Genomic DNA, 16,352 nt, shown 5'->3' with positions numbered 1-16,352 from the left:
CGAATGGAGAGTCAGACGACGCGCGCGGATCTCGACCTCGAGCGGGAGCGCCAGCGGCTGATCGAGGAGCTGCTGGCGGCCGAGGGGCTCGACGCGCCCGACGAGGGCGGCGGCGCGATCGCGCCGCGCGACCCGGCGGCGCCGGTGCCGGCGACGTACGCGCAGGAGGTGCTGTGGCTCCTCGACCGCGCGACGCCCGGCCTGACGGCGTACAACTCGCCGCTCGCGCGCCGCGTGCGCGGCCCGCTGGACGTCGGGGCGCTGGAGCGCGCGTTAGGCGGCCTGGTGGCGCGCCACGAGTCGCTGCGCACGGTGTTCGCCGCGGAGGGGGACGGTGCGGTGCAGGTGGTGCGACCGGCGGCGCCGTTCGCGCTCGTCGTGCACGACGTGCGCGCGGTGCCCGCCGCGGAGCGCGAGGCGGCGGCGCTCGCCGCGCTGCGCGCCGAGGCGAACCGTCCGTTCGACCTCGCGCGCGAGCCGGGGTTCCGCGCGGCGCTCGCGCGGCTGGCCGACGACGACCACGTGCTGCTGCTGCTCACGCACCACATCGTGTCCGACGCGTGGTCGTACGGGCAGATCTTCCGCGACCTCGGCGCGCTGTACGCGGGCACGGAGCTGCCGCCGCCGGCACTGCAGTACGGCGACTTCGCGGCGTGGCAGCGCGCGACGCTGCGCGGCGAGGCGCTGGAGACCGCATTGGGCTACTGGCGCGCGCGGCTGGCCGACCTGCCGGTGCTGGAGCTGCCGACCGACTTCGCGCGCGGCGCCGTGCAGAGCTTCGCCGGCGCGCGGCGCACGGTGGTGCTGCCGCCCGCGCTGCACGCCGCGATCCGCGCGCTCGCCCAGCGGACGTCGACGACGACGTACACGGTGCTGCTCGCCGCGTACGCGACCGTGCTGCGCCGCTACTCGGGGCAGGACGACATCGTGATCGGGTCGGCCGTCGCGAACCGCACGCGGCGCGAGCTGGAGGACGTCGTCGGCTACTTCTCGCAGGCGCTTCCGATGCGCGTGCGCTTCGAGAGCGATCCGAGTTTCGCGGCGCTCCTCGCGCGCGCGTCGGAGACGGTGCTCGGCGCGTTCGAGCACCAGGACACGCCACTCGAGTCGCTCGTGCTGGAGCTACAGCGGAGCCGTGGGGCCGCGCAGTCGCACGCGCCGCTGTTCCGCGTGGTGCTGACGATGCAGGACACGCTCGGCGCGGAGCTCACGCTCGGCGACGCGGCGACGAGCCCGGTGGAGCTGGACGCGGCGGGGACGAAGTTCGACCTCACGATCCTCGCGACGGAGCGGGCCGACGGGCTGGAGCTCGCGCTGTGGTACCGGACGGACCTGTTCACGGGCGGCTACGCGGAGCGGTTCCTCGGCCATCTGACGACCGTGCTGGAGGCAGCGGTCGCGGAGCCCACGCGTCGCGTGTCGGCGCTGCCGCTGCTGACGGCGGCGGAGCGCGCGAAGCTGGCGGCGTGGAACGAGACCGCGGCGGACGAGGGCGCGCCGGCGACGCTGGTGGCGCTGTTCGAGGCGCAGGCGGCGCGGGTGCCGGAGCGCACGGCGGTCGTCGGCGCGGACGCGGCGCTGTCGTATGCGGAGCTGAACGCGCGGGCGAACGCGCTCGCGCGGCAGCTCCGGTCGCTCGGCGTGGTGCCTAACGCGCCGGTCGGCCTGCTGCTCGACCGCTCGGCCGAGGCGATCGTCGGACTGTTGGGCATCCTGAAGGCAGGCGGCGCGTACATGCCCCTCTCGGTGGACGCCCCGGCGGCGCGGCTCGCGACCCAGCTCACGGAGAGTGGGGCGAAGGTCGTCGTCACCGACGCGGTCGGGGCAGGGAAGCTGCCCGCGTCCGTGCAGGCGGTGAGTTTCGACGCGTCGGGCGCATCGTCGGATGCGAACGTCGACTCTGTGGCCGCGCCGGACGATCTGGCATACGTGCTCTACACCTCCGGCTCGACGGGCACGCCGAAGGGCGTCGCCGTCACACACGCGAACGCGGTGCACTACGCGCGGGCGATCTCGCGCGTGCTCGGCGCGCTCGACGGGCTGCACTTCGGCATGGTGAGCACGCTCGCGGCGGACCTCGGCAACACCGCGCTGCTGCCCGCGCTGCTCGCGGGCGGCACGCTGCACGTGCTCTCGAAGGACGTGACGACGGACCCGGCGCGGTTCGCCGAGTATTTCGCGGCGCACCCGCTCGACGTGATCAAGGCGACGCCGAACCACGTCGTCGCGCTCGGGACGGCGCTGCCGACGACGTGGCTCGTGGTGGGCGGCGAGGCGCTGCGGCCGGAGGTCGCGCGGACGTTCCTGAACGCGGGGACGTGCCGGGTGCTGAACCACTATGGTCCGACCGAGACCACCGTCGGCGTCCTCACCCACGAGGTCACCACGGCCTCGTTGAGCGGGCAGACGGTGCCGTTAGGCAAGCCGCTCGCGAACACGCACGCGTATGTGGTCGACACGTTCGGCAACGAGCAGCCGGTGGGGATCCCCGGCGAGCTGCTGATCGGGGGCGCGGGCGTCGCACGCGGGTACCTCAAGCGCGACGATCTGACGGCCGAGCGGTTCGTCGCGTTCCATGGCGAGCGTGTCTATCGCACCGGGGACCGCGTGCGCCGCCTCCCCGATGGGTCGATCGAGTTCCTCGGCCGCGTCGATGATCAGGTGAAGGTCCGCGGGTTCCGCGTGGAGCTGGGCGAGATCGAGCAGGTGCTGCGCGCGAATCCGGGCGTCGCGCAGGCGGTCGTCGTCCTCAATGAGGAAGAACTGGTGGCGTACGCGGTGCCGAAGCAGGCGGGCTACGCGGTGAGCCACAGCGACCGGCCGACGCGCGAGAAGCTGGTCGAGTGGCTGGCGGCGCAGCTGCCGGAATACATGGTGCCGAGCGCGGTGGTGCTGCTCGACGCGCTGCCGCTGACGCCGAACGGCAAGGTCGACAAGCGCGCGCTCCCCGCCCCCGATGCGGCGGAGCAGCAGGGCGAGCAATTCGCAGAGCCGCGCACCGACACGGAGCGGCAGCTCGCCGCGATCTGGGCGGAGGTGCTGAAGAAGGAGCGCGTGGGGCTGGGCGACAACTTCCTCGCGCTCGGCGGGCACTCGCTGCTCGCCATCCGCGCGCTGGGCAAGATCAGCAAGTCGTTCGGCGTGCGGCTGCCGCTGCGCACGCTGTTCGAGGCGTCGACGCTGGAGCAGCTCGCGGGCGCGGTGGACCGCGCGCGGGCGGGGACGGCGTGACGGTGGACGAGCGACGGGCGATGACGACGGAGGCACGGATGGCGGGGCAGAGCGCAGGACCGGAGGAGGGCGGGATCCCGCGTCGGGCGACGACGGCGGGGGACGTCGCGCCGATGTCGTTCGCGCAGGAGCTGCTCTGGCTGCTCGACCGGGCAGCACCGGGACTGACGGCGTACAACGTGCCGCGCGCGATCCGCGTGCGCGGGGCGCTCGACGCCGAGGCGCTCCGCGGCGCGCTGGACACGGTCGTGGCGCGGCACGAGCTGCTGCGCACGACGTACCGCTCCGGGCCCAACGGCCAGCCGCAGCAGGTGGTGCACGCGCACCGCCCGTTCGCGCTGCCGGTCGTGGATCTCACGTCGCTGCCGGCCGACGCGCGCGAGGCGGAGGCGGAGCGGCTCGTGATGGCGGAGGCGACGACGTGCTTCGACCTCGGCGCGGACCTGCTGCTGCGCGCGCGACTGATCCGTCTGGCGGCCGACGATCACATCCTCGTGCTCGTGTCGCACCACATCGTCTCCGACGGGTGGTCGAAGGGAATCCTGTTCCGCGAGCTGAGCGCCGCGTACGACGCGCTTTCGGCCGGGCGCGCCCCTGCGCTCGCGCCGCTGCCGATCCAGTACGCCGACTTCGCGATCTGGCAGCGCGCGGCGGCGGAGGGGCCGGAGCTGCGCGAGCATCTCGACTACTGGCGCGGCCGTCTCGCGCAGCCGCTGCCGACGCTCGAGCTGCCGACCGACTTCCCGCGTCCGGCGGCGCAGGGCTTCGCGGGCTCGCGCCGCGACAGCGTGCTGCCGAACGATCTCGTGGCGCGGCTGCGCGAGCTCGGGCAGTCGTACGGCGCGACGCCGTACATGGTGCTGCTCGCCGCGTATCAGACGGTGCTGCACCGGTACAGCGGACAGGCGGACATCATCACCGGCTCGCCGATCGCCGGCCGCACGCGCCCGGAGGTGGAGGGGCTGCTCGGCTACTTCGCGAACACGCTCGCGATGCGGACCAGCTTCGCCGACGATCCGACGTTCGCCGAGCTGCTGGAGCGCATCTCGGAGAACGCGGTGGACGCGTACGAGCACGAGGCGGTGCCGTTCGAGGAGCTGGTACTCGAGCTGCGCGCGGCGGACGCGCCGGGGACGCCGAGCCACGCGCCGCTGTTCTCCTGCGTGCTGAGGATGGAGGACACGCTGCCCGACGAGCTGCGGCTCGGCGCCGCGTCGCTGGAGTTCCTGAGCCTCGACATCGGCCAGACGAAGTTCGACCTCACGCTGCTGGTAGCCGAGGTGCCTCAGGGGCTGCGGCTCGCGCTCGGCTTCCGCACGGACCTGTTCATGCCGGGGTACGCGGAGCGGTTCCTCGGGCACGTGCGGAGCGTGCTCGAGGCGGCGGTGGCGGACGCCGAGGTGCGCGTCTCGAAGATCGCGCTGCTGACCGCCGGCGAGCGGGCGCAGCTCGCGGCGTGGAACGACACGGCCGCGGCGCTCGGCGCTCCCGCCACGCTCGTCGAGTCGTTCGAGGCGCAGGCCGCGCGGGTGCCGGAGCGCGCGGCGGTCGTCGGCGCGGACGCGACGCTGTCGTATGCGGAGCTGAACGCGCGGGCGAACGCGCTCGCGCGGCAGCTCCGGTCGTTAGGCGTGTCGTCCAACACGCCGGTCGGCCTGCTGCTCGATCGCTCGGCCGAGGCAGTCGTCGGGCTGTTAGGCATCCTGAAGGCGGGCGGCGCGTACATGCCGCTCTCCGTCGAGGCGCCGGCGGGGCGGCTCGCGACGCAGCTCACGGAGAGCGGGGCCAAAGTCGTCGTGACGGATGCGGCCGGGGCCGGGAAGCTGCCCGCGTCCGTGCAGGCGGTGACCGTCGACGCGTCGGGCGCATCGTCGGATGCGAACGTCGACTCTGTGGCCGCGCCGGACGATCTGGTGTACGTGCTCTACACCTCCGGGTCGACGGGCACGCCGAAGGGCGTCGCCGTCACACACGCGAACGCGGTGCACTATGCGCGCACGATCTCGCGCGTGCTCGGCGCGCTCGACGGGCTGCACTTCGGCATGGTCAGCACGCTCGCGGCCGACCTCGGGAACACGGCGCTCCTGCCCTCGCTCATCGCGGGTGGCACGCTGCACGTGCTCTCGAAGGACGTGACGACGGACCCGGCGCGGTTCGCCGAGTATGTCGCGGCGCACCCGCTCGACGTGATCAAGGCGACGCCGAACCACGTCGTCGCGCTCGGGACGGCGCTGCCGACGACGTGGCTCGTGGTGGGCGGCGAGGCGCTGCGGCCCGAGGTCGCGCGGACGTTCCTCAATGCGGGGACGTGCCGGGTGCTGAACCACTATGGTCCGACCGAGACCACCGTCGGCGTCCTCACCCACGAGGTCACCACGGCCTCGTTGAGCGGGCAGACGGTGCCGTTAGGCAAGCCGCTCGCGAATACCCATGCGTACGTGGTCGACGCGCACGGCAACGAGCAGCCAGTGGGGATTCCCGGCGAGCTGCTGATCGGCGGCGCGGGTGTCGCACGCGGCTACCTGAAGCGCGACGATCTGACGGCCGAGCGGTTCGTCGCGTTCCATGGCGAGCGCGTGTACCGCACGGGTGACCGCGTGAAGCGGCTCCCGGATGGAAGCATCGAGTTCCTCGGCCGCGTCGATGATCAGGTGAAGGTGCGTGGCTTCCGCGTGGAGCTCGGCGAGATCGAGCAGGTGCTGCGCGCGAACCCCGGCGTGGCGCAGGCGGTCGTCGTGCTGCGGGACGAGGCGCTCGTGGCATACGCGGTGCCGAAGCAGGCGGGCTACGCGGTGTCGCACTCGGACCGGCCGACGCGCGAGAAGCTGGTCGAGTGGCTGGCGGCGCAGCTGCCGGAGTACATGGTGCCGAGCGCGGTGGTGCTGCTCGACGCGCTGCCGCTGACGCCGAACGGCAAGGTGGACAAGCGCGCGCTCCCGGCCCCCGACGCGAGCGCCGCGGCGGCCGACACCTACGTCGCCCCGCGCACGCCGACCGAGGGGACGGTCGCGCGCATCTGGCAGGACGTCCTCAAGAAGGAGCGTATCGGCGTCACCGAGAGCTTCCTCGACCTCGGCGGCCACTCGCTGCTCGCCATCCGCGTGCTCGGACGCATCAACAAGGAGCTCGGCGTGCGGCTCGCGCTGCGCGCGCTGTTCGAGACGCCGACCGTGACGCAGATCGCGGCGATCGTCGACACGGAGCTGCGCGCCCGCGAGGAGGCGGAGCTGGCGCGCGCGCTGGCGGAGATCGAGGGGCTCTCCGACGAGCAGGTGCGCGGCCTCACCACGGGCGCCGGCGAGGCGAAGGAATGACGACGCCCGACGGCGGCGGCACGTCGATGACACCGGCGCTGGCCGCGCGGCTCGCGCAGCTGTCGCCGGAGCGGCGCGCGCTCGTGGAGCGGCAGCTCCAGGCGGCGCGGCAGGCGCGTGCGACGACCATCCCGCGCCGGCCCGACGCCGCGCGGGCGCCGCTGTCGTTGGGCCAGGAGTTCCTGTGGAGCCTCCACGAGGCGCTCCCCGAGCTCGTGGCGTACCACGTCCCCCGCGTGCTGCGCCTGCGCGGCCCGCTCGACGTCGCCGCGCTGCGGCGGGCGCTCGACGGGCTCGTGGCGCGGCACGAGGCGCTGCGCACGCGCTTCGTGCGCGGCGCGGCGGGGCCGGAGCAGGTGATCGACGCGCCCGCACCCGTCGCGCTGGCGTGCGCCGACCTCACGGCCGGCGACGACGGAGCGCTCGAGAATCTGTTAGGCACGTTCGTGCGCCGCCCGTTCGACCTCGCGCGCGATCCGCAGCTCCGCGCGCTGCTCGTGCGACTCGGCGCCGACGACCACGTGCTCGCGCTCGTGTCGCATCACCTCGTGTGCGACGAGGGGTCGCGCGACGTCGTGTTCGGCGACCTCGCGGCGCTCTATGCGGGCGAGTCGCTGCCGCCGCTCGACGTGCAGTACGCCGACTACGCGGTGTGGCAGCGCGCGCAGCACGCCGCGGGCGCGCTCGCGCCGCAGCTCGACTTCTGGCGCGAGCGGCTGCGCGGCCTGACGCGGCTGGAGCTGCCGACCGACCGGCCGCGCGCCGCGACGCCGTCGTTCGCCGGCGCGCGCCACCGCTTCACGCTTCCGGCGGAGCTGGCCGAGCGGGTGCGTGCGCTGTCGCGGGCGCACGGCGCGACGCCGTTCATGACGCTGCTCGCCGCGTTCCAGGCCCTGCTCGCGCGGTATACCGGGCAGGACGACGTCGCCGTGGGGACGCCGGTGTCCGCGCGCGCGCTGCCGGAGCTGCAGCGCGTGGTCGGCTACTTCCCGAACCTCGTGGTGCTGCGGACGGCGCTGCACGACGACCCGACGTTCGCGGCGCTCGTCGCGCGCGTGCGCGACACGAGCATGCAGGCGTTCGAGCACCAGGACGTGCCGCTCGACCTCGTGGCCGCGGAGCTCGGGACGGGCGGCGCGGGCGCGCTCGCGCAGGTGAGCTTCCAGCTCGCGACGGGCGAGATCGCCGCACCGGCGCTGCACGGCGTCGAGGCGTCGGTGGTGCCGACGGACTTCGGCAGCGCGAAGTTCGAGCTCGTGCTCGGCCTGCGCGAGACGACGCGCGGCTACGACGGCATGATCGAGTACCGCACCGACCTGTTCGACGCGCCGACGATCGCGCGCATGGCGGAGCACTTCGGCGTGCTGCTCGCCGGTGCGGTGGCGGAGCCCGAGCGGCCGGTGTCGCGGCTGCCGCTGCTCACCGCCGTGGAGCGCGCGCAGCTCGCCGAGTGGAACGACACGGCGCGATCGTTGGGCAGCGAGGACGCGACGCTGGTGTCGCTGCTGGCCGAGCAGGCGGCGCGGACGCCGGACGCGGTCGCGGTGGTGGACGAGCGTGCCTCGCTGACGTACGCGGCGCTCGAGGCGCGCGCGGCAGCGCTGGCGCGGCGGCTTCGCGCGTTAGGCGTGGGTGCGGGGGCGCTCGTCGCGGTGTGCGCGGAGCGCTCGGTCGAGCTGGTGGTCGCGCTCGTGGCGGTGGGGAAGGCGGGGGGGGCGTACGTGCCCGTCGATCCGGAGTACCCGGCGGAGCGCGTGGCGTACATGCTCGCCGACTCCGGGGCGCCGGTGCTGCTGACGACGCGGGCGCTGGCGGGGACGCTGCCGGCGCACCAGGCGACCCTCGTGCTGCTCGACGGCGCGGCGGAGGACGCGGATCGCGCGGATGTGGCGGATCACGCGGATGACGTTGTGCCGCTGCCGCGGCCGGCGGCGGACGATGTGGCGTACATGATCTACACGTCGGGGTCGACGGGGCGGCCGAAGGGGGCGCTCAATGCGCACCGCGGGATCGTGAACCGGCTGCGGTGGATGCAGGCGGAGTACGCGTTGGGCGCGGGCGACGTGGTGCTGCAGAAGACGCCGTTCAGCTTCGACGTGAGCGTGTGGGAGTTCTTCTGGCCGCTGATGAGCGGGGCGAAGCTCGTGCTGGCGCGGCCCGGGGGGCATCGCGACGCGGCGTACCTGGCGGCGACGATCCAGCGGCACGGGGTGACGGTGTGCCACTTCGTGCCCTCGATGCTGCGCGCGTTCCTCGCGGAGCCGACGGCGGCGGGGTGCGTCTCGCTGCGGGACGTGCTGGCGAGCGGGGAGGCGCTGGCGCCGGACCTGGTGGCGGGGTTCTATCGGGCGCTGCCGGGGAGCCGGCTGCACAACCTGTACGGGCCGACGGAGTGCGCGGTGGACGTGACGTACTGGCCGTGCCCCCCGAGCCCCGAGCCGCCCGCGGTCGTGCCGATCGGCCGGCCGGTCGCGAACACGACGCTGCACGTCCTCGACGCGCACCGCCAGCTCGTACCGTTAGGCGTCGCCGGGGAGCTGTACCTCGGCGGCGTGCAGGTGGGGATGGGCTATCATGGCCGCCCCGAGCTGACCGCCGAGCGGTTCGTTCCGGACCCGTTCGGGACGCGGGACTCGGGACGCGGGACTCGGGGGGGAGAAGCGCCCGAGTCCCGAGTCCCGAGTCCCGGGTCCCGTCTCTATCGCACCGGCGACCTCGCGCGGTGGCGGCCCGACGGCACGGTGGAGTACCTCGGGCGGCTCGACTTCCAGGTCAAGATTCGCGGCTTCCGCATCGAGCTCGGGGAGATCGAGAGCGCGCTCACCGGCGTGCCCGGCATCGCGCAGGCGGTGGTCGTCGTGCGCGACGACGCCGTCACCGGCCCGCAGCTCGTCGCGTGTGTCGTCGCCGAACCGGACGCCGTGGTGCCTGACGCGGAAGCGCTGCGCGACACGCTCGGCGCGTCGCTGCCGCCGCACATGGTGCCGTCGCAGTTCGTGACGCTGGACGCGCTGCCACTCACGCCGAGCGGCAAGGCGGACCGCAAGGCGCTCGTCGCGCTGTTGCCGGAGGCGCGTGCGGCGCGAGAGATCGTCGCGCCGCGCACGCCGACCGAGCGCCGCATCGCGGAGATGTGGGCCGACGCGTTCTCGCTGCCCGCGGTGAGCGTGGACGACGGCTTCCTCGACCTCGGCGGCCACTCGCTGCTCGCGATGCGCGTCCTCGGCCGCATCCGCCACGAGCTGGGCGTACACGTGCCGCTCGACGAGCTGCTGCGCGGCGCGACCGTGGCGCGCGTGGCGGCGCTCGTCGACGAGCTGTCGGGCGTGGCGGCGGACGACGACGCGCATCCGCTCGTGCCGGTCGCATGCGACGGCGACACGCCGGTGCTGCCGACGTCGTTCCAGCAGCAGCGGTTCTGGATCCTCGACCAGATCGACGCCGAGTCGGCGGCGTACACGCTGCCGGTCGCGCTGCGCCTGACGGGCGCGCTCGACGCCGCGAAGCTCGAGCACGCGCTGAATGCCGTGGTCGCGCGGCACGAGGCGCTGCGCACCGTGTTCGCGCTGCGCGACGACGCGCCGGCGCAGGTGATCCTCCCCACGCTGCGCGTGCCGCTGCCGGTGACGGACCTGCGCGCGCTCGCGCCCGAGGCGCGCGACGCGCGCGTGGCGGCCGAGAGCTCGGCCCACGCGAACGCGCCGTTCGATCTCGCCGCCGGGCCGCTCGTGCGCGCCGCGCTGCTGCGCACGGCCGACGACGAGCACGTGCTGCTGCTCACGCTGCACCACATCGTCGCCGACGGCTGGTCGATGGGCGTGCTGCTCGACGAGATCGGGCGCGCGTACGCGGGCGACGCGCTCGCGCCGCTCGGGCTGCAGTACGCCGACTACGCGGTGTGGCAGCGCCGCGCGCTGCAGTCGCCCGCCGCGGCGCGTCAGCTCGACTACTGGGGCGCGCGCCTAACGGGCGTCGCGCCGCTGGAGCTGCCGACGGACCGGCCGCGTCCCGCCGTGCAGACCGTCGCCGGCGCGAAGCGCGAGCGGCACGTCCCCGCCGCGGTGGCCGAGGGCGTGCGCGCGCTCGCCCGCGCGCGCGGCGCGACCCCGTACGCGACGTGCCTCGCCGCGTTCGCCGCGGTGCTGCACCGGTACACCGGACAGGCGGACTTCGCGATCGGTTCGATCACGTCGGGGCGTCGGCGCACGGAGCTGGAGCCGATCGTCGGGCTGTTCATGAACACGCTCGCCGTGCGCGTCGCGGTGGATGCGGGCGCGCCGTTCGCCGCGCTGCTCGCGCAGGTGCGCGACGCGGCCGCCGAGGCGCTCGCGCACCAGGACGTGCCGTTCGAGCAGGTCGTCGAGCGCGTGCAGCCGACGCGCGACCGCAGCCGCAGCCCGATCTTCCAGGTCGCGTTCCAGCTCCTCGACGGTCTCGGCGGGCCGCCGCGGATCCCCGGCCTCGACGTCGCGCCGGCGCGCGTGGCGAAGGAGACGGCGAAGTTCGAGCTCACGCTCGTCGTGCGCTCCGCTCCCGACGGCGGCTTCGTCACCGTGGCGGAGTACAACACCGACCTGTTCGACGCGGCGACGATCGACCGGCTGCTCGCGCACTATGCGACGCTGCTCGAGGCCGCGTCGCGCGACGCGAACGTGGCCGTGAGCCGGCTGCCGCTGCTCGACGCGGCGGAGCGCCTGACGGTTCTGCAGCGGTGGAACGACACGGCGCGCCCGCTCCCCGCGTGGACGGTGCCGGCGCGCGTGCTCGCCGTGGCCGCCGCGTCGCCCGCCGCCGTCGCCGTCCGCGCCGAGGACGAGACGCTGACGTACGCCGAGCTCGCGCGCCGCTCGGCGCTCGTCGCGCGGCGGCTCGAATCGTTAGGCGTGCGGCCCGGCGACCGCGTCGGCGTGTGCGTCGAGCGGAGCGCGTCGCTCGTCCCGGCGCTGCTCGGCGTGCTGCGCGCCGGCGCGGCCTACGTGCCCGTCGACGCGTCGTACCCGGCCGAGCGCATCGCGCACGTGCTCGGCGACGCCGGCGTGCGCGCGGTGCTCACCGACGCCGAGTCGGCGCCGCGGCTGCCGGCCGTGGAGGCGCCCATCGAGCGGATCGAGAGCGTGACGTGGGCGAGCGGCGACCCGATCGACGCGCTCGCGCCGTGCGACGTCGACGCGGAGTCGCTCGCGTACGTGCTGTACACCTCCGGCTCCACGGGGCGGCCGAAGGGCGTCATGATCCCGCACCGCGCGCTGGCGAACTTCCTCGCCAGCATGGCCGAGCGCCCGGGGCTCGCGGCCGGCGACGCGCTCGTCGCGGTGACGACGATCAGCTTCGACATCGCGGGGCTGGAGCTGTGGCTGCCGCTCGTGACCGGCGCGGAGGTCGTGCTCGCGTCGCGCGCGACCGCGGTCGATGGCGCGGCGCTGCGCGCGCTCGTCGAGCGCACCGCGGCGCGCGCGCGCGGTGTGATGCTGCAGGCGACGCCCGCGACGTGGCGCCTGCTCCTGGAGACCGGCTGGAGCGGCACGCCGACGCTCACGATGCTGTGCGGCGGCGAGGCGTGGCCGCCGGGGCTGGCCGAGTCACTCGTGCCGCGCGGCGCCGCGCTGTGGAACGTGTATGGCCCGACGGAGACGACGATCTGGTCGACGCGCGCGCACGTCGCGACGCCGGGCCCGATATCGTTAGGCGAGCCGCTCGCGAACACCACGCTGTACGTGCTGGAGCCGACCGGCGAGCCGGCGCCGCTCGGCGTGCCGGGCGAGCTGTGGATCGGCGGCGCGGGGCTCGCGCACGGCTATCACGGTCGGCCAGATCTCACGGCCGAGCGATTCGTCCCGGATCCGTTCGCCCCTGCCACGCTCCACGCTCCACGCTCCACGCTCGGTCCGACGGACGTGGAAGCGAGCGTGGAGCGTGGAGCGTGGAGCGCCGAGGCACCGAGGATGTATCGCACCGGCGATCTCGTGCGCCGCCACGTCGACGGCCGGCTGGAGTACCTCGGCCGCCTCGACGATCAGGTGAAGGTGCGCGGCTATCGCATCGAGCTCGGTGAGATCGAGAGCGTGCTCGCGCGCACCGCGGGCGTGGCGCAGGCGGCGGTCGCGGCGCGGCGCGCGGAGAGCGGCGACGCGCAGCTCGTGGGCTACGTGGTGCTCGACGATGCCGCCGCGGCGGACGCGGTGCTCGGCGCGGCGCGCGAGCGGCTGCGCGCGGCGCTGCCCGAGTACATGGTGCCTAACGCCGTGATGGTGCTCGGCGCGCTGCCGCTGACGCCGAACGGCAAGGTGGACCGCCGTGCGCTTCCGGCGCCGTCGGCCGAGGCGGTCGCCGCCGCGGCTCGGCCGTACACCGCGCCGCGCTCGCCGCTCGAGGCGCAGATCGCCGACGCGTGGGCCGGCGCGCTGGGCGTCGAGCGCGTGGGCGTGGACGACGACTTCTTCGCGCTGGGCGGGCACTCGCTGCTCGCCATGCGCGTGATCGCGCGGCTCGCCGATGTGGTGCCGGTGCGGCTCACGATCGGCGCGCTGTTCGAGGCGCGGACGGTGGCCGATCTCGCCGCGCTCGTGGTGCGGCGGCTGGCGGAGGGCGGTACGGCCGGCGCCGAGGCTCGCATCCCGCGGCGCGCGGATCAGGGGCCGGCACCGCTCTCATTCGCGCAGGAGCTGCTCTGGCTGCACGAGCAGATGGCGCCCGGCACCGCGGCGTACAACGTCCCGCTCGCACGGCGCGTGCGCGGGCCGCTCGACGTGGCGCGACTCGAGGCCGCGTTGGGCGCGCTCGTTGCCCGCCACGAGGCGCTGCGCACGACGTTCGTCGAGACGAGCGGCGGGCCGCGCCAGGTCGTCGACCCGTCCCGCCCGGTCGGTCTCGAGCTCGTCGACGCGGCCGACGACGCCGCGGCCGCCGACGCGCTGCGCGAGATCGCGGCGCGGCCGTTCGACCTCGCCGCAGGCCCGGTGTTCCGCGTGGGCCTCGTGCGCCGCGCCGCGGACGACGCCGTGCTGCTGTTCGTCGCGCACCACGCGGTCTTCGACGGCGGCTCGATCGTCCCGCTGCTGCGCGACCTCGCCGCGTACTACGAAGGGCGCGGGCACGAGCTGCCGCCGCTCGACGTGCACATCGCGGACGTGGCGGCGTGGGAGCGCGCCCGCGTGGACGACGAGCGCGCCGCACCGGCGCTCGCGTTCTGGCGCGAGGCGTTGCGCGGTGCGCCCGCCGTGATCGACCTGCCGTTCGACCACCCGCGCTCGGCGTCGGCGGGCGGGCCCGGCGCCCGGTACGCGGTCACGCTTCCCGCGGTGACGCGCGACGCGGCGCGCGCGCTCGCCGCGCGCTACGGCGCGACGCCGTTCGCGGTGCTGCTCACGGCGTTCCAGTCGCTGCTGTTCCGCGTCAGCGCGCAGGACGACCTCGTGGTCGGCGCGCCGGTGTCGGGCCGCGCGCGTCGGGAGACGGAGCCGCTCGTCGGGCACCTCGTGAACGCGCTGGCGCTCCGTGCGCGCTTCGACGACGACCCGACATTCGCCGAGCTGCTCGCGCGCACGCGAGACGCCGCGCTGCGCGCGCTCGAGCACGCGGCGCTGCCGTATGAGCGCCTGGTGCGCGAGCTGCGCGCGGGCGCGCCGGCGGCAGAGGCCACGCTGTTCCGCGTGATGTTCAGCGTGCAGGATGTGCACGAGGCGCCCGAGCGGCTCGGCGTCGCGACGATGGAGCCGCTGGGCGTCGACGTCGGCGCGTCGAAGTTCGACCTGTCGCTGCTGATGGCCGAGCGCCCCGATGGGCTGCGCGCCGCCGTCGAGTACCGCCGCGACCTGCTCGACGAGGCGACGGTCGCGCGGCTCGTCGCGCAGTTAGGCACCCTCATCGAGGCGGCGGCGGCCGCGCCTGACGAGCGCGTGTCGCGGCTGGCGCTCGCCACGGCGGCGGAGCGCGCGGCGCTGCTCGCGTGGAGCGCGCGGCCGGCGGTGCAACAGCTCGCGCCCACCGTGCACGGGATGTTCGAGCGCTGGGCGCAGCGGTGCCCCGACGCGGTCGCGCTCCGCTTCGGCGAGCAGCGCCTCACGTACGCGCAGGTGGAGCGGCGGGCGAACGCGCTCGCCCACCGACTGCGCGCGGCGGGCGTGTCACGCGGCACGATCGTCGGGCTGTGCGTCGAGCGCTCGATGGAGTTCCCGATTGGCGCGCTGGCGGTGATGAAGGCCGGCGGCGCGTACCTCCCGCTCGACCCCGACTACCCCCGCGAGCGGCTCGCGTTCATGGTGCAGGACTCGGGCGCGCCCGTGCTGCTCACGCAGCGCGCGCTCGTCGGGCGCGTGCCGGAGGCGGGGACCCTCGTCTTCGCCGACGACGAGTCGTTAGGCGCCGTCGACGCGCGCCTCGACGGCGGCGCCGGGGCCGAGGACCTCGCGTACGTCATCTACACGTCAGGCTCCACGGGGCGGCCGAAGGGCGCGCTGCTGCGCCACCGCGGCGCGTGCAACCTCGCCAGCGCGTTGGGCCAGGAGCTCGGCGTGACGCCCGACGAGCGCGTGCTCCAGTTCTCCGCGCTCAGCTTCGACGCGTCGGTGCTCGAGATCCTCTGGTCGCTGTGCCAGGGCGGGTGCCTGCACCTCGTGTCGAAGGAGGTGCAGACGGACCCCGACGCGCTCGCGACGATGATCGCCGCGGAGGGGATCACCGCGACGCTGCTGCCGCCGGTCATGCTGCGGGCGATCGACCCGTCGCGCGTGCCGGCGCTCCGCACGGTGCTTTCCGGCGGCGAGGCGTGCGGCGCGGACATCGTCGAGCGGTGGGCGCCCGGCAGGCGGCTCTTCAACGCGTACGGGCCCACCGAGGTGACGGTGATGCCGACGATGGCGCGCCTCGGCGACCGCGTGCGCGGGATCCCGATCGGCGGGCCCCTGCCCGGGTGCCGCACGTACGTGCTCGACGCCGCCGGCGCGCCCGTGCCGGTGGGGGTGCCCGGGGAGCTGTTCATCGGCGGGCTCGGGGTCGGGGCGGGGTACCTCAACCGCCCGGAGCTCACGCGCGAGCGCTTCGTGTCGGATCCGTTCGTCGGCGGTGGCGCCACGATGTACCGCAGTGGTGACCGCGTGCGCTGGCGCGCCGACCGGCAGCTCGACTACCTCGGGCGCCTCGACCAGCAGGTGAAGCTGCGCGGCTACCGCATCGAGCTCGGCGAGATCGAGAGCCTGCTCGCGGCGCAGCCGGGCGTCGCGTCGGCCGCGGTCACGGTGCGGCGCGACGTCGGCGACGCGGAGGCGCTCGTCGGCTACTACTGCGCCGCGGCCGGCGGCGACCCGGGTGCGGCGGCGCTGCTCGCCGCGCTGCGCGGTCGGCTTCCGACGTTCATGGTGCCGGCCGCGCTCGTGCGGCTCGACGCGCTCCCGCTGACGCCGAGTGGGAAGCTCGATCGCGCGGCGCTGCCGGCGCCCGAGGTGGCGGCGCCCGCGCACGAGCTGTTGGAGCCGCGCGACGACGTGGAGGCGGTGGTCGCCGGCGTGTGGCGCGAGGTCCTCGCGCGCGACCGCGTGGGGATCGAGACGAGCTTCTTCGACCTCGGCGGCCACTCGCTGCTCGCGACGCGGATCGCGGGGCAGGTGAGCCGGATCTTCCGCACCTCGCTCCCGTTGCGACGCTTCTTCGAGGCGCCCACCGTGGCTGGGGTGGCGCGGGCGCTCGCGGAGCTCGAGCCGAAGGCCGGCCAGACGACGACGATCGCGCGGCTCTTCCGCCGCGCGCAGCAGATGACGCCGGAGGAGCGCGAGCGTCTCCGGCGCGAGAAGTCCAGCACCGACCCGCGGTAAC

At 74.9% G+C, this 16,352-nt stretch carries 3 protein-coding genes; all 3 read left to right on the top strand.

The genetic code is table 11. The features are described 5' to 3' along the window. Nucleotides 1-3 precede the first annotated feature (3 nt). From J421_RS30380 to J421_RS30370, 3 genes are read left to right on the top strand one after another with little or no spacing between them, the layout of a single operon-like run. Nucleotides 4-3,231: a non-ribosomal peptide synthetase gene (locus tag J421_RS30380; protein WP_025414896.1), complete on the top strand. Its 3,228-nt coding sequence runs from the start codon at nucleotides 4-6 to the stop codon at nucleotides 3,229-3,231. Nucleotides 3,232-3,251: 20 nt separating this feature from the next. Continuing rightward, nucleotides 3,252-6,545, top strand: coding sequence for a non-ribosomal peptide synthetase (locus J421_RS30375; RefSeq protein WP_148306641.1), 3,294 nt, complete (start codon nucleotides 3,252-3,254; stop codon nucleotides 6,543-6,545). Continuing rightward, nucleotides 6,542-16,351 (top strand): non-ribosomal peptide synthetase, encoded by a 9,810-nt coding sequence (locus J421_RS30370; protein WP_025414895.1) that lies wholly within the window; start codon nucleotides 6,542-6,544, stop codon nucleotides 16,349-16,351. The genes J421_RS30375 and J421_RS30370 overlap by 4 nt, the downstream gene beginning before the upstream one ends. The last annotated feature ends 1 nt before the right edge of the window (nucleotide 16,352 follow it).

It is taken from the genome of Gemmatirosa kalamazoonensis (assembly GCF_000522985.1).
Lineage (GTDB): Bacteria > Gemmatimonadota > Gemmatimonadetes > Gemmatimonadales > Gemmatimonadaceae > Gemmatirosa > Gemmatirosa kalamazoonensis.
The sequence above is the reverse complement of the archived record's forward strand: the minus strand, read 5'-3'. Positions and strand labels throughout refer to the sequence as shown.

Excerpts from the sequence above, each read along its gene's own strand:
- J421_RS30380 (WP_025414896.1), top strand. The coding sequence starts at position 4 with ATGGAGAGTCAGACGACGCGCGCGGATCTCGACCTCGAGCGGGAGCGC.
- J421_RS30375 (WP_148306641.1), top strand. The coding sequence starts at position 3,252 with ATGACGACGGAGGCACGGATGGCGGGGCAGAGCGCAGGACCGGAGGAG.
- J421_RS30370 (WP_025414895.1), top strand. The coding sequence starts at position 6,542 with ATGACGACGCCCGACGGCGGCGGCACGTCGATGACACCGGCGCTGGCC.